Origin of the sequence: Pseudomonas sp. UBA3149, assembly GCF_002364655.1 — a bacterium.
GTDB lineage: Bacteria > Pseudomonadota > Gammaproteobacteria > Pseudomonadales > Pseudomonadaceae > Chryseomonas > Chryseomonas luteola.
In genome coordinates, this window is the sequence record NZ_DEYV01000026.1 from 253,086 (window position 1) to 272,868 (window position 19,783).

The 19,783-nt window shown below is 57.0% G+C and carries 19 protein-coding genes; 18 read left to right on the top strand and 1 reads right to left on the bottom strand.

The annotated features are described in order from the left end of the window. The 6 genes from parE (at nucleotide 1) to B3729_RS15725 (ending at nucleotide 7,142) form a co-directional block, all read left to right on the top strand. On the top strand, nucleotides 1-1,899 hold the full coding sequence (gene parE, locus B3729_RS15700) for a DNA topoisomerase IV subunit B (protein WP_010797084.1): 1,899 nt from the start codon (nucleotides 1-3) through the stop codon (nucleotides 1,897-1,899). Then, nucleotides 1,896-2,885, top strand: coding sequence for an esterase-like activity of phytase family protein (locus B3729_RS15705; RefSeq protein WP_286788334.1), 990 nt, complete (start codon nucleotides 1,896-1,898; stop codon nucleotides 2,883-2,885). Before parE ends, B3729_RS15705 begins: the two co-directional genes overlap by 4 nt. After that, complete coding sequence (locus B3729_RS15710; protein ID WP_037030000.1) at nucleotides 2,882-3,409, top strand: retropepsin-like aspartic protease family protein; 528 nt, start codon at nucleotides 2,882-2,884, stop codon at nucleotides 3,407-3,409. The genes B3729_RS15705 and B3729_RS15710 overlap by 4 nt, the downstream gene beginning before the upstream one ends. A gap of 5 nt (nucleotides 3,410-3,414) precedes the next feature. Beyond that, a complete protein-coding gene (gene parC, locus B3729_RS15715; RefSeq protein ID WP_010797087.1) occupies nucleotides 3,415-5,667 on the top strand; it encodes a DNA topoisomerase IV subunit A in 2,253 nt (750 codons plus the stop codon). 104 nt (nucleotides 5,668-5,771) lie between these two features. After that, nucleotides 5,772-6,479: a PqiC family protein gene (locus tag B3729_RS15720; RefSeq protein WP_286788335.1), complete on the top strand. Its 708-nt coding sequence runs from the start codon at nucleotides 5,772-5,774 to the stop codon at nucleotides 6,477-6,479. Nucleotides 6,480-6,563: 84 nt separating this feature from the next. Continuing rightward, nucleotides 6,564-7,142 (top strand): LON peptidase substrate-binding domain-containing protein, encoded by a 579-nt coding sequence (locus tag B3729_RS15725; RefSeq protein ID WP_286788336.1) that lies wholly within the window; start codon nucleotides 6,564-6,566, stop codon nucleotides 7,140-7,142. Nucleotides 7,143-7,151: 9 nt separating this feature from the next. On the opposite strand, the gene B3729_RS15730 is transcribed toward B3729_RS15725, so the two are convergent. Then, nucleotides 7,152-8,474 (bottom strand): bifunctional DedA family/phosphatase PAP2 family protein, encoded by a 1,323-nt coding sequence (locus B3729_RS15730; RefSeq protein WP_286788337.1) that lies wholly within the window; start codon nucleotides 8,472-8,474, stop codon nucleotides 7,152-7,154. Nucleotides 8,475-8,715: 241 nt separating this feature from the next. Between B3729_RS15730 and B3729_RS15735 the strand changes: the two genes are divergently transcribed. The 12 genes from B3729_RS15735 to lipA all read left to right on the top strand — a co-directional run bounded on the left by B3729_RS15735 (nucleotide 8,716) and on the right by lipA (nucleotide 19,768). Beyond that, nucleotides 8,716-9,975 (top strand): glutamate-5-semialdehyde dehydrogenase, encoded by a 1,260-nt coding sequence (locus tag B3729_RS15735; RefSeq protein WP_286788338.1) that lies wholly within the window; start codon nucleotides 8,716-8,718, stop codon nucleotides 9,973-9,975. Beyond that, complete coding sequence (gene nadD, locus B3729_RS15740) at nucleotides 9,975-10,619, top strand: nicotinate-nucleotide adenylyltransferase (RefSeq protein ID WP_010797092.1); 645 nt, start codon at nucleotides 9,975-9,977, stop codon at nucleotides 10,617-10,619. The genes B3729_RS15735 and nadD overlap by 1 nt, the downstream gene beginning before the upstream one ends. A 21-nt stretch (nucleotides 10,620-10,640) precedes the next feature. After that, a complete protein-coding gene (gene rsfS, locus B3729_RS15745) occupies nucleotides 10,641-10,991 on the top strand; it encodes a ribosome silencing factor (RefSeq protein ID WP_010797093.1) in 351 nt (116 codons plus the stop codon). Nucleotides 10,992-10,999: 8 nt separating this feature from the next. After that, nucleotides 11,000-11,467 (top strand): 23S rRNA (pseudouridine(1915)-N(3))-methyltransferase RlmH, encoded by a 468-nt coding sequence (gene rlmH, locus B3729_RS15750; RefSeq protein WP_286788339.1) that lies wholly within the window; start codon nucleotides 11,000-11,002, stop codon nucleotides 11,465-11,467. A gap of 18 nt (nucleotides 11,468-11,485) precedes the next feature. Beyond that, on the top strand, nucleotides 11,486-13,375 hold the full coding sequence (gene mrdA, locus B3729_RS15755) for a penicillin-binding protein 2 (RefSeq protein WP_286788340.1): 1,890 nt from the start codon (nucleotides 11,486-11,488) through the stop codon (nucleotides 13,373-13,375). A 38-nt stretch (nucleotides 13,376-13,413) separates the two neighbouring features. Then, nucleotides 13,414-14,517, top strand: coding sequence for a rod shape-determining protein RodA (rodA, locus tag B3729_RS15760; protein WP_019364043.1), 1,104 nt, complete (start codon nucleotides 13,414-13,416; stop codon nucleotides 14,515-14,517). 17 nt (nucleotides 14,518-14,534) lie between these two features. Then, complete coding sequence (gene mltB, locus B3729_RS15765) at nucleotides 14,535-15,554, top strand: lytic murein transglycosylase B (RefSeq protein WP_409438605.1); 1,020 nt, start codon at nucleotides 14,535-14,537, stop codon at nucleotides 15,552-15,554. Continuing rightward, on the top strand, nucleotides 15,551-16,552 hold the full coding sequence (locus tag B3729_RS15770; RefSeq protein ID WP_286788341.1) for a septal ring lytic transglycosylase RlpA family protein: 1,002 nt from the start codon (nucleotides 15,551-15,553) through the stop codon (nucleotides 16,550-16,552). The genes mltB and B3729_RS15770 overlap by 4 nt, the downstream gene beginning before the upstream one ends. A 70-nt stretch (nucleotides 16,553-16,622) precedes the next feature. Beyond that, nucleotides 16,623-17,783: a D-alanyl-D-alanine carboxypeptidase family protein gene (locus B3729_RS15775; RefSeq protein ID WP_010797099.1), complete on the top strand. Its 1,161-nt coding sequence runs from the start codon at nucleotides 16,623-16,625 to the stop codon at nucleotides 17,781-17,783. 59 nt (nucleotides 17,784-17,842) lie between these two features. Next, the gene (locus tag B3729_RS15780) at nucleotides 17,843-18,121 is read left to right on the top strand and encodes a DUF493 domain-containing protein (RefSeq protein ID WP_010797100.1); all 279 of its coding nucleotides are present in this window, start codon (nucleotides 17,843-17,845) and stop codon (nucleotides 18,119-18,121) included. Next, entirely contained in the window at nucleotides 18,121-18,762 is a 642-nt protein-coding gene (gene lipB / locus B3729_RS15785) for a lipoyl(octanoyl) transferase LipB (protein WP_286788342.1), read from the top strand. Before B3729_RS15780 ends, lipB begins: the two co-directional genes overlap by 1 nt. A 73-nt stretch (nucleotides 18,763-18,835) precedes the next feature. Continuing rightward, nucleotides 18,836-19,768 carry a lipoyl synthase gene (gene lipA, locus B3729_RS15790; RefSeq protein ID WP_085985617.1) on the top strand — a complete coding sequence of 311 codons (933 nt, stop codon included), beginning with the start codon at nucleotides 18,836-18,838 and terminating at the stop codon, nucleotides 19,766-19,768. The last annotated feature ends 15 nt before the right edge of the window (nucleotides 19,769-19,783 follow it).

Consider the following 19,783-nt stretch of genomic DNA (forward strand, 5'->3'; position numbering starts at 1 on the left):
ATGGCCCAGCAAAACGCCTATACCGCAGAAGCTATCGAGGTCCTGTCCGGACTGGATCCGGTGCGCAAGCGCCCGGGCATGTACACCGACACGACTCGTCCCAATCACCTGGCGCAGGAAGTGATCGACAACAGTGTCGACGAGGCGCTGGCCGGTCATGCCCGTAGTGTGCAGGTCATCCTTCATGAGGATAACTCCCTGGAAGTGCTCGATGACGGCCGTGGTATGCCGGTCGACATCCATCCGGAAGAAGGCGTTTCAGGCGTCGAATTGATCCTGACCAAACTGCACGCCGGCGGTAAGTTTTCCAACAAGAACTACCAGTTCTCCGGTGGCTTGCACGGGGTGGGTATTTCTGTAGTGAATGCGCTGTCCACCCGTGTCGAGATCAAGGTCAAGCGTGATGGCAGCGAGTATGCTATGGCATTTGCCGATGGCTTCAAGGCGAGTGAGCTGGCCGTAGTGGGCAGTGTCGGCAAGCGCAACACCGGCACCAGCGTTCATTTCTGGCCTGACCCCAAATACTTCGACTCGCCAAAGTTTTCTGTCAGCCGGTTGAAGCATATTCTCAAGGCAAAGGCCGTTCTCTGCCCTGGCCTTGCGGTCAGTTTCGAGGACAAGGCCAGCGGTGAGCGTATCGAGTGGCATTATGAAGATGGCCTGCGCTCCTATCTGGTTGATGCGGTAGGTGACGCCTTACGCCTGCCGGAGGCTCCGTTCTTCGGCAGCCTGGCGTCAGACAAGGAGGCCGTCGACTGGGCGCTCTTGTGGTTGCCTGAAGGCGGTGAGTCGGTTCAGGAAAGCTACGTCAACCTAATCCCTACTGCCCAGGGTGGAACGCACGTCAATGGTTTGCGTCAGGGGTTGCTCGATGCCATTCGTGAGTTCTGCGAGTTTCGCAATCTCTTGCCCCGTGGTCTCAAGCTTGCGCCCGAGGATATCTGGGAGCGCATCGCCTTCGTCCTGTCGATGAAGATGCAGGAGCCTCAGTTCTCTGGCCAGACCAAGGAGCGTCTCTCCTCGCGTGAGGCTTCGGCGTTCGTCTCGGGCGTCGTTAAGGATGCCTTCAGCCTTTGGCTTAATGCCAACCCAGAGCTGGGTCTGCAAGTCGCTGAGCTGGCCATCAACAATGCCGGGCGTCGCCTGAAGGCTGGCAAGAAGGTTGAGCGTAAGAAGATCACTCAAGGCCCCGCACTGCCCGGTAAGCTCGCGGACTGCGTAGGGCAGGAGCCGCTGCGCTGTGAGCTGTTCCTGGTTGAAGGGGACTCAGCAGGCGGTAGCGCCAAGCAGGCTCGCAATAAGGAGTTTCAGGCGATCATGCCGTTGCGCGGTAAGATCCTGAACACCTGGGAAGTCGACGGTGGTGAGGTTCTGGGTAGCCAGGAGGTTCATGACATCGCGGTTGCGATTGGCGTGGATCCCGGTGCAGCGGACCTTTCCCAGCTACGGTACGGCAAAATCTGCATCCTGGCGGATGCCGACTCTGACGGTCTGCATATCGCCACGCTGCTGTGTGCACTGTTTGTGCGCCACTTCCGACCGTTGGTGGAGGCCGGGCATGTCTATGTCGCCATGCCTCCCCTGTATCGGATTGACCTGGGTAAGGAGGTCTACTATGCGCTGGATGAGGCCGAGCGAGACGGTATCCTTGATCGCCTTGCGGCCGAGAAGAAGCGTGGCAAGCCACAGGTGACCCGATTCAAGGGGCTGGGTGAGATGAACCCGCTTCAGTTGCGTGAGACCACGATGGATCCCAATACGCGACGGCTGGTGCAGCTTACCCTGGAGGACACTCCTGGGACGCTCGAAATCATGGATATGCTGTTGGCAAAAAAACGCTCTGGGGATCGCAAAAGCTGGCTGGAGAGCAAGGGGAACCTGGCTGAGGTGCTTGTTTGAGTAAGCATTGGCGCCTGTGGGCTCTATTAATACTGCTAGGTCTCGGTTTGCAGCAGGCCAGTGCAGCGGAAGAGCTGCGCCTGGAAGCAGAATATCCTGTGGAAGGGATGCGAGGCGGCAATCTGTCCGGCCTGGCACTGTGCAAGGGTGAATTCTGGACGGTATCGGATCGCGACGATGACCAATATTATCGTCTGGACTCGAGCGGCGAGATCTGGAAGGCCGAAGCTCATCCGATTTCGGCAGGCCCTCCGCCTTCAGCAGGGCTGCCTTGGAACCTTCGCCTGTTTGTCCGCCTTGCAGAGTACAAGCGAGGCGGGACGGTCGATCTTGAGGGCATCACCTGTGATGAGGCGGGTAACCGTTATCTGGTCAGCGAAGGATACGCGGCAGTATTGCTCGATCCTGTGCAGGGTGGTCAGTCCTGGCTGAAGCTGCCTTGGAACCTGATGTCACAGGCAAACCGTCATGGTCTTCTTACACACTTCAATTCCATTTATGAAGGTATCTCTGTAAGCCCGGATGGCCAGCAGATCTGGCTGGCAGCAGAGCGGCAGCGCCGCGGAATCCTGACGCTGTTCAAGCAGGGCGATAAGTGGGTCTGCCATGGTAGCTGCGTCATGTTTGCCGAGGGCGGGACCACACCGATTCCGCCTGCGCTGGGTAAACGCGGCCCGCTACCTGTCGACTTTTCCGACATGGTCTATTACCACGGAAAGCTCTTTACCCTGGAACGTGCGGCTCATCAACTCTGTCGTCGTAGCGCTGAGTCGGGTATTGCCGAACGCTGTTGGTCATTCGCTAAAACACTGCTGGCCCCTGTTCGGCATTACCGGCAGAACTGGGGATTGGCCGAGGCGCTATGGATAGACGAGCGAGGCGCCTGGATTGGCCTGGATACCGGTGATCTGGCGCGCGAGGATGGTGACAAGCGGCCTTACGTTCTGCATTACGCTGCACCCGCCGCGGGCTGGGACGCACCGTGAGTCATCAGACGGCAGGCCAGCGTGCCGGACGCGTCATGCTCTTTCTTGCGTGGGGGGCAGGGCTATGGCTCTTGGCGCACTGGTTTGGCGGCCTTGAGCTGCAGCGGCAGAACCCTAATCAGGTGCCTGTCTCCCAGCACGGCGATGGCTATATCGAGGTTAGTCTGGCCGGTAATGGTGCAGGACACTTTCTGGCCAACGGATCGCTGAATGGCAAGGACGTCACCTTTGTAGTCGATACGGGCGCAACTGATGTTGCCCTGTCAGCTGAGCTGGCGGCCACGCTGAAACTGCCCCATGGCGGCCCTGTTCTGTTGAGCACAGCCAATGGTCGGGCCGAAGGCTGGCGTACCCGTATCAATGAGCTTCGATTGGGCGATATCGTGCTGCACGACGTACGTGCGCTGGTTGCGCCCAATATCGATGGTGATCAGGTGCTGCTTGGTATGAGCGCCCTGCGCCAACTTGAATTCACCCAGCGCGGCGGCACCTTGCTGCTGCGCCAGTATACGAAACAAGAGTAAACCGCATGAGCGACTCTCTCGATCTGAGTATGGACGGTGTAGAACGCCGTTCGCTGGCCGATTTTACCGAGCAGGCGTACCTGAATTATTCCATGTACGTCATCATGGACCGAGCCCTTCCTCATATCGGCGACGGTTTGAAGCCTGTGCAGCGGCGCATCATTTATGCGATGAGCGAGCTTGGCCTGAGCGCCGATGCCAAGCACAAAAAATCAGCCCGTACCGTAGGCGATGTGCTGGGTAAGTACCATCCGCATGGCGACAGTGCCTGCTACGAGGCCATGGTGCTCATGGCGCAGCCATTCTCCTACCGGTATCCACTGGTTGATGGCCAGGGCAACTGGGGCGCCCCTGACGATCCCAAATCGTTTGCCGCCATGCGTTATACCGAGGCGCGGCTGTCCCGCTATTCCGAAGTCCTGTTAACTGAGCTGGGGCAGGGTACTGTGGATTGGGTGCCCAATTTCGACGGCACCATGGATGAGCCCGCGGTATTGCCTGCTCGGCTGCCCAATCTGTTGCTCAACGGCACGACCGGTATCGCCGTAGGGATGGCTACCGATATTCCTCCCCATAACCTTCGGGAAGTCGCCGCCGCGTGTATCCGTCTGCTGGATGAGCCGCAGTCAACGGTTACTCAGTTGACCGAGCATGTACCAGGTCCGGATTTTCCGACCGAGGCAGAGATCGTTACCCCACGTGCGGATCTTCTGAAGCTTTACGAGACAGGTCGCGGCTCCGTACGCATGCGTGCCGTATACCGCAAGGAAGATGGCGAGGTTGTCATCACAGCGCTGCCGCATCAGGTGTCGGGCGCCAAGGTGCTGGAGCAGATCGCTGCCCAGATGCAAGCCAAAAAGTTGCCGATGGTCGCTGACCTGCGTGACGAATCCGACCATGAAAATCCGACCCGTATTGTTGTGGTGCCACGCTCCAATCGGGTCGACCTCGACGAGCTGATGCAGCATCTGTTTGCCACAACCGATCTGGAGTCCAGCTATCGCGTAAACCTCAACGTGATCGGGTTGGATGGCAAGCCGCAGGTCAAGAACCTTCGGCAGGTATTGGGTGAGTGGCTGACGTACCGTATCGGCACTGTACGCCGTCGCCTGCAATTCCGTCTGGACAAGGTCGAGCGCCGCTTGCATCTGCTCGAAGGTTTGATGATCGCCTTCCTCAATCTGGACGAAGTGATTCATATCATCCGTACCGAGGAGCAGCCCAAGGCTGTGCTGATGGCTCGTTTCGGGTTGAGCGAGACCCAGGCTGACTACATCCTCGATACCCGGCTGCGTCAGCTGGCGCGCCTGGAGGAAATGAAGATCAAGAGCGAGCAGGACGAACTCCTCAAAGAGCAAAAGCGACTTCAAGGGCTATTGGGCAGCGACAAGAAGCTACGCAAGCTGGTGCGCGATGAGCTGATCCAGGATGCCGAGGCGTATGGCGATGAGCGGCGTTCGCCGATTGTCGAGCGTGCGGAAGCGCGCGCGTTGTCTGAAACCGAACTTATGCCTACTGAGCCGGTAACGGTTGTCCTGTCTGAAAAGGGATGGGTTCGCAGCGCCAAAGGGCACGACATCGATGCCACCGGCCTTTCCTACAAGGCGGGAGATGGATTCAAGGCCGCGGCGCCAGGGCGATCCAATCAGTTTGCCGTCTTTATCGACTCCACGGGGCGAAGCTATTCACTGGCTGCACATTCGTTGCCTTCTGCGCGGGGACAAGGTGAGCCCTTGACGGGGCGTCTTACGCCGCCGCCGGGCGCTACGTTCGAAACGGTACTTCTGCCGGATGACGGGCAGCTGTATGTCATGGCATCCGATGCGGGATATGGGTTCGTTGTCAAAGGTGAAGATCTGCAGGCCAAGAACAAGGCGGGCAAGGCCTTGATTAACTTGCCGGCGGGGGCGCAGGTCATGGTGCCTAAGGTGGTTCGCAATGCTGAGCAGGATCTGCTTGCAGCAGTTACGACTGAAGGGCGCCTGCTGGTCTTCAATGTGTCTGATCTGCCTCAGCTGGCCAAGGGTAAAGGCAACAAGATCATTGGGATTCCCGGTGATAAGGTTGCCAGTCGTGAAGAGTACATGGTGGGCTTTGCCATCGTACCGCCAGGTGGTCAGCTGGTGTTGCAGGCAGGCAAGCGGACCCTGTCCCTCAAGGGCGATGACCTTGAGCATTACAGAGGTGAGCGCGGGCGTCGCGGCAACAAACTGCCACGCGGTTTCCAGCGTGTTGATGCCTTGGATGTCGAGATTTGATCGGATTGGCTGGAAGACGGCGTAAAATTCTAGGATGATTCGCCGTCTGTTTTCGTCCGACGTAATCGGTTTCAGCCAGGACGTGGCTCGACAGTAGGTACTCAATGAAGCGAACGTGTTTGATGGCATTGCTTGCAGCTACCATGACCTTGGGTCTGGGCGGCTGCGCTAGCCTATATCCGGCTCATTATTATCAGCTGGACAGCGGGACGGCTTCGGTTCCCAAGACCAAGGCCGGCACCGCCGTGCAAATTCGCAGCCTGAACATTGCCAATTATCTGCAGCACGGCACCTTGCTGCAGCGGCACCCCGATGGTTCCTTATCGGACAGCAAGGCGCGCTGGGCAGGCTCTCTCACTGATGATATGCAGCATGTACTGCTCCGTCAGATGGCATGGCGTCTCAACAGTAACAGGGTCGTGATAGGGGATGCCCCCGAAGGGTACAAACCTGAGATCATGGTTGAACTGGAGATTTCTCGCCTGGACTCCGGCCCGAAGCAGTCTGCTGTCCTTGATGCACGCTGGCACCTGCTGGATAGTAATGAAAAGCTCAGGGGCAGTCGGATGGTTCACCTTGAGGAGAACCACAACGGAACCGAAGCAGATCAGGTCAGAGCCCAGAGCCTTCTGTTGCAGCAGCTGGCCAAGCAGCTAGCCGGTGCGGTCACTGCGGCTGAGCAGGCTTCCAGGAAGGCCGCCAAGTCATCTTCCAGGCAGTCCAGGACACAAGTGGCTCAAGACGTTGAGGCACCCGCGAAGCTTCCCAAGATCATTCCCATTCGTACGGGTGCGGAAGTTTATCGCTTCTAAATGTGACGTTTTTCGGGTCCGCCATTGCACGTGGCGGACTTAAAGGCGTCAATAGGCAATCCTGACGATAGATCGAGATGCCTTATGAAGCTTCCCTTGTTTCCCCTGTCGACCACGCTTTTTCCAGGCTGCCCCTTGGATCTGCAGCTGTTCGAGCCTCGCTACCTCGACATGATCAGTCGCTGTCTCAAGCAGAACATCGGTTTTGGTGTGGTGACTATCCTTGAAGGAGAGGAAGTGGGTGCTGCACCAACCCGTCTTGGAGGCTTCGGTTGTGAAGCGGTGGTCAGGGACTGGCAGCAGCAGTCCAATGGGTTGCTGGGCGTCAGGGTCGAGGGTGTACGGCGGTTTCGACTGTTGGATACCGAAGTTCAGGATGATCAGCTGACTATGGGTACGGTTGAATGGCTGGACGAGCCGGCCGAGCGCCCTTTGAGCGATCAGCATGATGACTTGGCTGCCCTGTTGCAGGCATTGGCCGAGCATCCTATGGTGGCTGCGCTGGACCTGGATGGGACGGCCAGTGGGCAGCGCGAATTGGGTTACCAGCTAGGATACCTGCTGCCTTTTACGCCTGATCAGAAAAACGAGCTGCTTTCGCTCGACGATCCAGGTGAGCGCCTGGATCGCCTTCATGAACTGCTGTCCAGCCTGCAGGAGTGAGGTGGGCTATTACGTAGCAGGCATATAGCGTTCTATGGCAACCGGTAAGGCCCAGGCGGCTGCAAAGGTGAAGACCGCGAGTATGATTGGAATGAATATCCACCAGAAGCGAAGCGTCAGCGGCTGAAGCCTTGCCTGCCGTTGCATGACAGCCAGACTCAGGGCGCAGAAACTGCCCGCCAACAGTGCTCCTGCCAGGACATCGGTGGGCCAATGCACGCCCAGGTAGACACGCGTTGTGGCAATCGTGAGAGCGGGCAGGGCGGCTACGGCCAGCCATGTCAGTCTCACTCGCGGGGATTGGCCGCGCGAGACAAGAATACCCAGGGTTAGGAAGAAGGCAAACGATGCCGAGCTATGTCCGCTAGGCAGGCTATAGGTTGTCAGTGGTTCGGCCAGGATGTCTGGACGCGCTCGCGCCAGCAGGTTTTTCAGTGTGCCGTTAGCTACCGCCGTTCCCAGCAATGAGCCTAGGGAAAAGAACATACCGCGCCACTGGCGCATCGCTCCCAGCAGCACGATCAGAATGATTGCCACGACCAGTTGGGTTCGGAAGTCGCCCAGGCGGGTAATGATGACCGCAACACTGTTCAGGTAGGGCTGCCGGTGCTCCTGAACGAGGGTCATGATGCCTTCATCCAGCGAACGCAAATGCTGCCAGCCCAGTAACAAGGCAAGCAGAAGCACAAAGGTCAGCACAGCAATCATGAAGGTCGAGCCGCTGCGCTCGCGCAAGGTGGCATGCATGATGAATACAAGCAAAACGGCTGCACTGCCGGCTATGACTCCGGCTTGGGGCCAGAAGTCAGGCGGCAGAGGAAGGCGAAAGGCCGCACCGGTCATCCAGCCCGGGAGCAGGTATACTATCGACCAGCCTGCCGCGGCGATGAGGCTGACGACCGTAAAGCGGATGACAGGCATGTCCAGCATTCCGGCAATCATGGGCAGCATGGGCCTCAGCGGCCCAATGAAGCGGCCTATCAACAAGCTGGTAATGCCGTTGCGCTGGAAAAAGGTCTCTGCTGACGAAATCCATTCTGGATGGGTGCGCAGCCCGGGAAGGCTCCGGATATTCTGATGGAATCGTCTGCCCAGATAATACGAGGCGGCATCCCCCAGCAGACCACCCAGGTAGCCCAGGATAAGGGTCTCGCTAAGACCCAGCACACCGCTGCCTGCCAGTACGCTGATGCCAAACAGGGCAAAGGTGCCAGGCACCAGTAGGCCTGCCAGTGCGAGGCACTCGAGAAAGGCCGTGATGAATACGGCAGCTCCCAACCAATGGGGATGCGCACTTAACCAGGCATTCAGGTCGGCAAGAAAGGCTGTCATGAGAGAGAGGGTAGGTCCTTTGCTATAACGCGTTTTCGACTAATCTGGCGATGAGCGGTTCAGTAGGCGTTATGTGGAATAGGAACCGGTTCGCCGTCTCGATAATACCCAGGCGCTTCCGTTTCGGGTCCAGGGCTGAAGCGTTAAAGCTTTTCAATCTATGACGGCTGCATGTCATGACTGTCCGTCTTGGGTTTACCCCGGTATAATTGTTTAATTTTCAGCCAAACTCATTTTTGCCATGACCGAGTCCGTGCACGATTATATGACCCGCTTGGGCCGTGCGGCCCGTGAAGCTTCGCGCCTTTTGGCCAGAGCTTCGACTGCACAGAAGAACAAGGCGCTTCTATCTGTTGCAGATGCGCTGGATCGTGCGCGACCGTTACTGGTTGAGGCCAATGAGAGAGATCTGGCTGCAGGTCGCGTAGCAGGACTCGACTCAGCACTGCTGGATCGTCTGGCGCTGACCCCAGCGCGTATCGATGGCATGATCGCTGGATTACGTCAGGTCGCAGCTCTGCCGGATCCTGTGGGTGCTATCCGTGATATGAGCTATCGCCCTTCAGGTATCCAGATCGGTAAGATGCGTGTCCCGTTGGGTGTCATTGGCATCATTTACGAGTCACGTCCCAATGTGACCATCGATGCGGCCAGCCTGTGTCTGAAGTCCGGTAACGCCACAATTCTGCGAGGTGGCTCCGAAGCCATTCACTCCAATCGGGCCATTGCGCTGTGCATCCAGGAAGGGCTTGCTTCGGCAGGATTGCCAGCAGCAGCGGTTCAAGTTGTCGAAACAACGGATCGTGCTGCGGTTGGTGCCCTGATCTCCATGCCCGAATATGTAGATGTGATCGTTCCCCGGGGCGGTAAAGGGCTGATTGAGCGAATCAGTCAGGATGCTCGGGTGCCTGTGATCAAGCACCTGGATGGTATCTGCCACGTTTATGTGGACGAGCATGCCGATCTGGAAAAGGCGCATCGCATTGCGCTCAATGCCAAGTGCTATCGCTATGGTATCTGCGGGGCGATGGAAACCCTTCTGGTGCAAGCCGCAGTTGCCAATGCCTTTTTGCCGAACATGGCTGCCTCGTTGCGGGAAAAGGGCGTGGAACTCAGGGGATGTGAGCGCACGCGTGATATCATCAATGCCGTCCCTGCTCATGATGCGGACTGGAGTACTGAATATCTGGCTCCTGTTCTGTCAATCAAGGTAGTGGCCGACATCGAAGAGGCTATTACACATATCAACCATTATGGCTCGCATCACACCGATTCCATTGTAACGGAGCACTTGGGTCGTTCGCGGCAGTTCCTGGCGGAAGTGGATTCAAGTTCCGTGATGGTCAATGCGCCCACATGCTTTGCCGACGGGTTTGAATATGGACTCGGCGCAGAAATCGGAATTTCGACCGACAAGCTGCATGCCCGCGGACCGGTAGGGCTGGAAGGTCTTACCAGCGAAAAGTATATCGTCCTTGGTGACGGGCAAGTTCGTTCTTGATGGTCACACGTATCGGATTGTTCGGCGGCACTTTCGATCCGATTCACATCGGCCATTTGCGCAGTGCGCTGGAAGTGGCCGAACAGCTAGGGCTCGATGAGTTGCGGCTGATTCCCGGGGCGCGTCCACCTCATCGTAACGCTCCGCAGGTTTCGGCTCAGCAGCGGTTGGAAATGGTCAGATTGGCCGTTGAAGGTGTCGAGTATTTGCGTGTGGATGATATTGAGTTTCGACGTGAACGCCCCTCCTATACGATCGAAACGCTTGAAGCGCTGCGCCGGGATATGGGGCCACATGTGCAGCTTTTACTGATGTTGGGCTGGGACGCCTTCTGTGGATTGCCAGGATGGCATCGATGGACTGAACTCCTGGATCATTGCCACATTCTGGTCCTGCAGCGTCCCGATGCGGACAGCGAGCCACCCCAGGCACTCTGTGATCTGATCGCTGCGCGTACGCAGTCCGACCCGCAGGCGCTGTCTGGCCCAGCGGGGCAGATCACCTACATCTGGCAGACGCCCCTGGCGGTATCTGCCACTCAAATACGGGGCCTGCTTGCTGCAGGAAAGTCGGTACGTTTCCTCGTGCCGGACGCGGTAATGAACTATATCGAAACGCACGGCCTGTACCGTGCTACGACTTGAATATGAGGTTTATACGTAGTTATGCAAAGTGAACAACTCGTTCAGCTCGCGGTTGACGCGCTGGAAGACATGAAAGCCCAAGACATTACCGTGCTGGATGTGCGCGACAAGACCAGCGTGACGGATGTCATGGTTATCGCCAGCGGCACCTCGAGCCGTCATGTGAAATCACTGGCGGATAACGTTGTGGAAAAGGTCAAGAAGAACGGCGTCCAGCCCTTGGGTAGTGAAGGGTTGGAAGCAGGTGAATGGGCACTGCTGGATCTGGGTGACGTTGTGGTGCACGTCATGTTGCCGGCTACCCGTGAATTCTATGATCTGGAACGCCTCTGGCGCGGTGCAGAGCAAAGTCGCGCAGCCCATGGCGAGTAAGTGATACCGTGCGTGTGCGATTGATTGCTGTCGGCTCGCGCATGCCGCGTTGGGTCGAAGAAGGCTGGCAAGAGTACGTCAAACGTCTCCCGCCTGAACTGCCTCTGGAACTGGCGGAAATTCCACTTAATACCCGAGGCAAGAATGCTGATGTGGCCAGACTTATCCGTCAGGAAGGTGAAGCCATGTTGGCAAAGGTTCAGCCTGGAGAGCGTATAGTAACGCTGGAGGTGGGCGGTCGACCGTGGAGCACGGAGCAACTGGCCGAAACACTTTCCCGCTGGCGACTTGATGCCCGTAACGTCAATCTCATGGTCGGTGGCCCGGAAGGGCTCGCGCCGGAGGTCATGGCGCGCAGTGAGCAGCGTTGGTCATTGTCACCCTTGACCTTGCCTCACCCGCTTGTACGTATTCTGGTCGGCGAGCAGATTTATCGAGCCTGGACGCTTTTGGCTGGGCACCCTTACCACAAGTAATCTCGTTTCCACTCGTCGATGCCGCAACCGATTCGTCTCAAGGACCACGAAAAAGACGCTCGCCAGGTCCGTTCGCGCGTGTTCATCGGCATGGCCGTGATTGCGTTTTTGTCGTGCCTGCTGGTAGCGCGTATGTACTACCTGCAGGTTATGCAGTACGACTATCACTCTACGCTTTCTGAAAACAACCGCGTGCATGTTCAGCCGATTCCGCCGACGCGGGGGCTGATCTATGACCGAAACGGGGTCATTCTGGCGGATAACAGACCCAGCTTTAGCCTGACCGTGACACGTGAGCGGGCAGGTGACTGGAAGAAGACCCTCGACACGGTTGTTGAGGTGCTGGGGCTGCAACCCGAGGACAAGGAGCTTTTCGAAAAGCGAATGAAGCAGGGGCGGCGGCCTTTCGAGCCGGTTCCCATCCTGTTTGAGCTGACTGAAGACCAGATTGCCCGTATTGCAGTCAACCAGTTCAGATTGCCGGGCGTCGATGTCGCTGCCCAATTGGTACGGCATTATCCTCTGGGTGAGCACTTTGCGCATTCGGTTGGATACGTCGGCCGTATCAACGAGCAAGAGCTGAAAAAGCTGGACCCGGTCAACTACAGCGGTACCCACCATATCGGCAAGACCGGCATCGAACGGTTCTATGAAAGCGAGCTTCATGGACAAGTAGGGTATGAAGAAGTCGAAACCAATGCGCGGGGGCGCGTGCTGCGTGTTCTGAATCGTACCGATCCAAAGCCTGGAAAGGATATCGTTTTGACGCTGGATGCCAACCTGCAGGCCGCTGCGGAGAAGGCTCTGGGAGGACGACGTGGAGCTATAGTCGCTATCCAGCCACGTACTGGGGAAGTGCTGGCCATGGTCAGTCAGCCCAGCTATGACCCCAATCTGTTCGTGGCCGGCATCAGTTTCAAGGATTATGCAGAGCTTCGCGACTCCATTGACCGTCCACTGTATAACCGCGTCTTGCGCGGTTTATACCCGCCAGGCTCCACCATCAAGCCTGCTGTAGCACTGTCTGGGTTGGATGCCGGTGTGGTGACACCCAGTACCCGGGTATTTGACCCGGGCTATTACCAGCTGCCCAATTACGATCACAAATATCGCAACTGGAACCACAGTGGTGATGGATGGGTGGATTTGGAAACCGCCATCATGCGTTCCAATGACACTTATTTCTATGATCTTGCCCACAAGATCGGCATAGATCGGCTGCATGATTACCTGAGCCGTTTTGGCGTTGGGCAGCGGGTCTCGCTGGATATGTTCGAAGAGGCTTCGGGCCTGATGCCCTCTCGGGAGTGGAAACGTGTCACGCGCCGTCAGGTGTGGTTCCCCGGTGAGACACTGATCCTGGGAATTGGCCAGGGCTATATGCAGACAACGCCTTTGCAATTGGCTCAGGTCACCAGCCTCATTGCCACCCACGGTAAGTGGATTCGCCCGCATTTGGCCAAAACCATTGAGAATCAAAAGCCCGTTGATCCAAACCCGATGCCGGATATCCTGCTCAAGGACCCTGCGAACTGGGAGCGCGTCACTCAGGGCATGGAGGCGGTAGTTCATGCCGCACGTGGTACAGCGCACAAGATGGGCGCTACTGCCGCTTATAGAATCGCAGGCAAGAGCGGTACTGCACAGGTGGTCGCGATTCGCCAGAACGAGCGTTACAACTCCGCCGCGCTCAAGGAACGCCACCGTGACCATGCGCTGTTCGTAGGGTTTGCGCCAGCTGACAACCCACAGATAGCCATCTCCGTTATGGTTGAAAACGGAGAATCGGGCAGCGGGATTGCTGCTCCCGTACTTAAGGAAGTGGCTGATGCCTGGCTGCTGGATGAAAACGGTAAGCTCAAGGCTGAATACGCCAAACCGGTTGTTGCGGAGTCAACCAAGCCATGAATACTAACTTCGACCGGACGATACCCGAAGGCGACGTCATGCGCCGCCGCTCCACCCTGCTGCAGCGGATGCACATTGATGGCCCATTGCTGTTGATATTGCTCATGCTCGGGGCTGTCGGCCTGTTTGTACTCTACTCAGCAAGCGGTAAAAGCTGGGACTTGGTTATCAAACAGGGCACATCGTTCGGGCTGGGTCTGGTGGCCATGATCGTGATTGCACAATTCGAGCCCCGCTTCATGGCTCGCTGGGTGCCGTTGGGTTATCTCATTGGGGTGGCACTACTGGTGGTCGTGGATGTCATGGGCCATAACGCCATGGGGGCTACCCGCTGGATCAATATTCCGGGAGTCATACGTTTTCAGCCATCCGAATTCATGAAGCTGCTCATGCCCATGATGGTGGCCTGGTATCTGTCCAAGCGCAGCCTTCCCCCCAGCTTCAAGCATATTGTTGTCAGCCTGATCACAATCGGCATCCCCTTTGTGTTGATCCTTGATCAACCGGACCTTGGGACCGCCATGCTCATTCTCGCTTCGGGTGGCTTCGTCCTGTTCGTCGGAGGTATGCAGTGGCGCTGGCTTATCGGTGCAGTGGCGGCGGCGGCACCGGTTGCGGTAGCCATGTGGTTTTTCGTCATGCACGATTATCAGAAGCGGCGAGTACTAACGTTTCTGGATCCTGAAATGGACCCCCTAGGGTCTGGATGGAACATCATTCAGTCGAAAGCGGCCATTGGATCAGGTGGCGTATTTGGCAAAGGTTGGCTTCTGGGAACGCAATCTCATCTGGATTTTTTGCCCGAAAGCCATACGGACTTTATCATTGCCGTCCTCGGAGAAGAGTTCGGCATGGTCGGCGTATGTCTGCTGCTGTGCTTGTATCTGCTGCTGATAGGGCGAGGGCTGACGATTACCATCCAGGCGCAAACATTGTTTGGCAAGCTATTGGCTGGTAGCGTGACGATGACGTTTTTCGTTTATGTCTTCGTTAATATTGGCATGGTCAGCGGTTTGCTGCCCGTGGTTGGGGTGCCGTTACCGTTTATCAGCTATGGCGGTACGTCCGTTGTGACGTTGCTGTGCGGTTTTGGAGTTTTGATGGCGATCCACACACATCGGAAGTGGATCGCCCAATCGTGATTTAAGTGAAGGACGCAATGCTGACACCGTTTGGATGGATGGGCCGCTGCCTTCAGTGCTTCGGTCTGCTGGGAGCGATAGGGATTACGGGCGCCGCAACGGCCGGCGACTATGATGATTCGCCTCAGGTTGCCAGCTTCATCAACGAGATGACGCGCAACTATGGCTTTGCCGGACAGCAGTTAAAGGAGCTGTTCGGTGAAGTCGAGCGCAAGCAGAGTATTCTCGATGCCATTTCTCGTCCTGCGGAGCGAGTAAAGCCCTGGAGCGAGTACCGCCCTATCTTCGTAACCGACAAGCGCATCGATCAGGGCGTCACGTTCTGGAACGAAAATGCCGAGTCGCTGGCGAAGGCTGAGCGGGAATATGGCGTTCCGCCTCAATTCATCGTTGCCATCATTGGCGTCGAAACCTTCTATGGTCGAAACAAGGGCAACTACCGGGTGCTGGATGCGCTGTCGACGCTGGCCTTTGATTACCCTCAGCGAGCGCCATTCTTCAGAGATCAGCTGCGTGAATTCCTGCTTTTGAGTCGTGAGCAACAGTTCGATCCGCTCAGCTTGACCGGCTCCTATGCCGGTGCCATGGGCCTTCCGCAGTTCATGCCAGGCAGTTTCCGTGCCTACGCTGTAGATTTCGATAACAGTGGCCATATCGATATCTGGAACGACAAGGCCGACGCCATTGGCAGCGTCGCCAGCTATTTCAAACGCCACGGCTGGACTGCGGGTGGCAACGTGGCGGTGCGCGCTCAGGTACGTGGCGATAAAGTGGAACAGGGTGTCGTTCAGGGTATCGAACCGGTTAAAAGCGTGGCAGATTTGCGTGCGCTGGGCTGGAATCCATCCGAGCCGTTAAGGGATGACCTGCGTGTCACCTCATTCCGGCTGGACGGTGAGGCAGGTCCTGAATACTGGATGGGACTGCCCAATTTCTATGCAATCACACGCTACAACCGTAGCGTCATGTATGCCATGGCTGTAAATCAGCTGGCGGAGGCTATTGCTGAGCGTCATACGCATGGGGCGTCGCAATGAGTTATTTTAATCGCGGTTTGACCGCCGCAACCTGTCTTGCCCTGGCAGGGCTAGTGGCAAGTTGCTCAAGCCCATCCCCAAAAAGTCCGACCACCTATGGGTCCAATGCAAGTGCTGGTAGTTACTCACGCCCGCATAAGGACGGTGCTCCTTGGTGGGATGTGGATGTTTCACGTATTCCTGATGCCGTTCCGATGCCCAACTACGGGCCTATCAAGAACAACCCCTACACGGTGCTGGGCAAGACCTATTTCCCGCTGAACGATGCTACGAGCTATCGTGTCACCGGGACTGCCTCCTGGTATGGCACCAAGTTTCATGGTCAAGCCACGGCGAACGGCGAGACCTATGACCTCTATGGCATGACTGCCGCTCACAAGACCCTGCCGCTACCCAGCTACGTTCGTGTAACCAACCTGGATAATGGCAAAAGCGTTATCGTTCGGGTCAATGATCGTGGTCCGTTCTATTCAGATCGTGTGATTGACCTGTCTTTTGCGGCTGCCAAGAAGCTTGGTTACGCCGAGACAGGAACGGCCCATGTGCGTGTCGAGGGTATCGATCCGGCACAATGGTGGGCTCAGCAAGGCCGCCCGATGCCAATGGTGCTGGCGCAGCCGCAACGTGCGCCTACCGCTCCGACACCTGTAAAACCACAGACAGTGGCTACGGTTGAAACCTATAATCCGCCTCCGCAACAGCATGCCGCGCCGGTTGTGCCGCTTGAGATCGACTCAAAAAAAAACGCTTCTGCACAAGCCGGTGGGCTGTATCTCCAGGTGGGCGCCTTCGCCAACCCGGACGCTGCGGAGCTCCTGAAGGACAAACTCAGCGAGCTGACAGCTGCCCCGGTCTTTATCAGCTCGGTCGTGCGCAACCAGCAGACTCTGCACCGCGTGAGACTCGGGCCGATCGGCACGCAGGGTGAGGCCAGTCAGCTGCAAAATACCGTGCGTCTTGCCAATCTGGGGCAAGCCTCGCTGGTACGTCCGGATTAGGAGCAAGGACGCTCTGTGTATATGCCCTCTGGGCTTGTTTAATTAGTCTGCTTAACCATTAGAGAGTCGGATGAACATCACCACCTTAGCTCAACGCGTCTTTTTGCTCGTTCTGCTCATCGCTGCGCCAGCCGCCTGGGCGGCCGAGCCGATGATTCCTTCGCCCCCGCAGCTTGCTGCCAAGTCCTGGGTTCTCATGGATGCGAGCAGTGGCCAGATCATCACGGAATATAATTCCGACCAGCGCCTGCCTCCAGCCAGTCTGACCAAGTTGATGACTGCCTACATCGCGACTTTGGAGATCCAGCGTGGCCGTATCAAGGAAAGCGATATGGTCAATGTGAGCGAGCATGCCTGGCGTACCGGTGGTTCCCGGATGTTCATTCAGGTGGGCAATCAGGTTTCGGTTAGCGATTTGCTCCACGGCATCATTATCCAGTCAGGCAACGACGCGAGCGTGGCCATGTCTGAGCATATTGCTGGCAGTGAAGACGCGTTCGCCGACATGATGAATACCACGGCGCAGCGTCTGGGTATGAGCAATACCCATTACATGAATGCTACGGGTCTGCCTAACCCGGACCATTACTCTTCTGCCCATGACATTGCCAAACTGTCTCGTGCAATCATCTATGAAGAGCCGACTCACTATGCCATTTACTCCCAGAAGGAATTCTTCTGGAATAACATCAAGCAGCCTAACCGCAATCTGCTGCTATGGCGTGACAAGACCGTTGACGGTCTGAAGACCGGCCACACTGATGAAGCAGGCTATTGCCTGGCCGCCTCTGCTGTTCGTGACGGTATGCGCTTGATCGCGGTGGTATTCGGTACGAACAGTGAGCAGGCCCGTGCAGCCGAAACCCAGAAGCTTCTAACCTATGGTTTCCGCTTCTTCGAAACCCAGTCCTTCTACAAGAAGGGTGTAGAGCTTGCGCGTGCGCCGGTCTGGAAAGGCACCGAGCATGAGGTTTCTGCTGGTCTGGCAGACGACCTGACCATGACGCTGCCCCGCGGTCAGCTGAAAAAGCTGAAAGCTGAAATTGTTATGAACCCACAGATCACTGCACCGATCGCCAAGGGTCAGCCTATCGGCAAGGTGGAAGTGAAGCTGGATGACAAGGTCATGCACACTGCTGACCTGGTAGCCTTGCAGCCGGTCGAGGAGGGTGGTTTCTTCCGTAAGTTGTGGGATAGCATTCGTCTATTCTTCTACGGACTGTTCAACTGATCTCAAGACGCCCGCTTTAGCGGGCGTCTCTACCTTCGGGCCCCAGACCCGCGAATGCCATGACTGATACCGACACTCAAGCTCCAAAAATTGAATTTCCTTGCGATAACTATCCGATCAAGGTGATCGGTGATGCCGGAGACGGTTTTACTGATCTGGTAGTTGAAATCATTCAGCGCCACGCACCGGATCTGGACGTTACGACGCTGGTAACGCGTGATAGCCGTAACGGCCGCTTTCTGTCAGTACAGGTCCTGATCCGTGCTACCGGTGTCGAGCAGCTGCAGTCGATCCATTCGGACCTGCGTACCACCGGCCGCGTCCATATGGTGCTGTAATGGATAAGACGCTCGGCTTCCGAGAGCTGGGCCTGGTCTCCTATGAGCCGACCTGGCAGGCCATGCGGCGTTTTACTGACGAGCGCAATCCTTCGGCGCTGGACGAGGTCTGGTTGCTACAGCATCCCGCCGTATTCACCCAAGGGCAGGCAGGCAAGGCCGAGCATCTGCTCAATGCCGATGAAATTCCTGTCATACAGGTCGATAGAGGCGGCCAAGTAACGTACCATGGTCCGGGACAACTGATTGCCTATCTGCTTCTGGATGTCAGGCGATTGGGGTTGGGGGTTCGTGAGCTTGTATCCCGAATCGAGCAAAGCCTGGTTGGCGTGCTGGCCAGCTACGGGGTCGAGTCGTATGCAAAGCCTGATGCCCCTGGTGTTTATGTCAAGGGTGCAAAGATCGCATCCCTTGGCTTGCGTATCCGTAACGGACGCTCCTTCCATGGTCTGGCCTTGAATGTCGACATGGACTTGGCGCCGTTCCGTCGAATCAACCCCTGCGGTTATGCCGGCCTGGCCATGACCCAGCTACGCGATCATGCCGGGCCGATCGAATTTGCCGAGGTGACCCAGCGGCTGCGTGAGCAGCTCGTGTCACAGCTTGGCTATGCTGACCAGATCACCCTGGAAAAGAGCTGACATGACAACAGTGCAAGACAGTGTGAACGTCGAGACGCCCATCGCTGAAGCGCCTGCGCGCAAGAAAGTTGAAATGGGCGTCAAACTGCGTGGTGCAGAAAAGGTTGCCCGCATCCCGGTCAAAATCATCCCGACCGAAGAGCTGCCACGTAAACCTGACTGGATTCGCGTACGAATTCCAGTGACGCCAGAAGTGGAGCGCATCAAGCAGCTGCTTCGCAAGCATAAGCTGCATAGCGTCTGTGAAGAGGCCTCTTGCCCCAACCTGGGTGAATGCTTCTCTGGCGGTACAGCTACATTCATGATCATGGGCGACATCTGTACACGTCGTTGCCCCTTCTGTGACGTGGGACATGGCCGTCCGAAGCCTCTGGATGTCGATGAGCCACGAAATCTGGCTGTCGCGATTGCCGACCTTCGTCTGAAGTATGTCGTCATTACATCGGTAGATCGTGATGACCTGCGAGACGGCGGCGCTCAGCATTTTGCCGACTGTCTGCGGGAGATCCGCCAGCTGTCTCCCGGCATCCAGCTGGAAACATTGGTACCTGACTACCGTGGCCGTATGGATATCGCGCTGGATATCACCGCTACCGAGCCGCCGGATGTCTTCAACCACAACCTGGAAACGGTGCCGCGCCTGTACAAGTCATCTCGTCCGGGCTCCGATTTCGAGTGGTCGCTGGACCTGCTGCAGAAGTTCAAGCAGCGTGTACCACACGTCCCCACCAAATCAGGCCTGATGCTGGGGCTTGGCGAGACAGACGATGAGGTCATTGAAGTCATGAAGCGCATGCGCGAGCATGACATCGACATGCTGACCCTGGGCCAGTATTTACAGCCTTCTCGTAATCACTTGCCGGTACAGCGCTTTGTTCATCCGGATACCTTCGCCTGGTTTGCCGAGGAAGGCGAAAAGATGGGCTTCAAGAATGTGGCATCCGGCCCGCTGGTTCGCTCCTCCTATCATGCCGACCAGCAGGCGCATGGCAGCAAAATCTCCTGACAGGCAATAAAAAAG

What these genes read in the sequence shown, in the direction of transcription:
- parE (WP_010797084.1), top strand. Translation starts at nt 1, where the DNA reads ATGGCCCAGCAAAACGCCTATACCGCAGAAGCTATCGAGGTCCTGTCC.
- parC (WP_010797087.1), top strand. Translation starts at nt 3,415, where the DNA reads ATGAGCGACTCTCTCGATCTGAGTATGGACGGTGTAGAACGCCGTTCG.
- B3729_RS15720 (WP_286788335.1), top strand. Translation starts at nt 5,772, where the DNA reads ATGAAGCGAACGTGTTTGATGGCATTGCTTGCAGCTACCATGACCTTG.
- B3729_RS15725 (WP_286788336.1), top strand. Translation starts at nt 6,564, where the DNA reads ATGAAGCTTCCCTTGTTTCCCCTGTCGACCACGCTTTTTCCAGGCTGC.
- B3729_RS15730 (WP_286788337.1), bottom strand. Translation starts at nt 8,474, where the DNA reads ATGACAGCCTTTCTTGCCGACCTGAATGCCTGGTTAAGTGCGCATCCC.
- B3729_RS15735 (WP_286788338.1), top strand. Translation starts at nt 8,716, where the DNA reads ATGACCGAGTCCGTGCACGATTATATGACCCGCTTGGGCCGTGCGGCC.
- nadD (WP_010797092.1), top strand. Translation starts at nt 9,975, where the DNA reads ATGGTCACACGTATCGGATTGTTCGGCGGCACTTTCGATCCGATTCAC.
- rsfS (WP_010797093.1), top strand. Translation starts at nt 10,641, where the DNA reads ATGCAAAGTGAACAACTCGTTCAGCTCGCGGTTGACGCGCTGGAAGAC.
- mrdA (WP_286788340.1), top strand. Translation starts at nt 11,486, where the DNA reads ATGCCGCAACCGATTCGTCTCAAGGACCACGAAAAAGACGCTCGCCAG.
- rodA (WP_019364043.1), top strand. Translation starts at nt 13,414, where the DNA reads ATGCGCCGCCGCTCCACCCTGCTGCAGCGGATGCACATTGATGGCCCA.
- mltB (WP_409438605.1), top strand. Translation starts at nt 14,535, where the DNA reads ATGCTGACACCGTTTGGATGGATGGGCCGCTGCCTTCAGTGCTTCGGT.
- B3729_RS15770 (WP_286788341.1), top strand. Translation starts at nt 15,551, where the DNA reads ATGAGTTATTTTAATCGCGGTTTGACCGCCGCAACCTGTCTTGCCCTG.
- B3729_RS15775 (WP_010797099.1), top strand. Translation starts at nt 16,623, where the DNA reads ATGAACATCACCACCTTAGCTCAACGCGTCTTTTTGCTCGTTCTGCTC.
- B3729_RS15780 (WP_010797100.1), top strand. Translation starts at nt 17,843, where the DNA reads ATGACTGATACCGACACTCAAGCTCCAAAAATTGAATTTCCTTGCGAT.
- lipB (WP_286788342.1), top strand. Translation starts at nt 18,121, where the DNA reads ATGGATAAGACGCTCGGCTTCCGAGAGCTGGGCCTGGTCTCCTATGAG.
- lipA (WP_085985617.1), top strand. Translation starts at nt 18,836, where the DNA reads ATGGGCGTCAAACTGCGTGGTGCAGAAAAGGTTGCCCGCATCCCGGTC.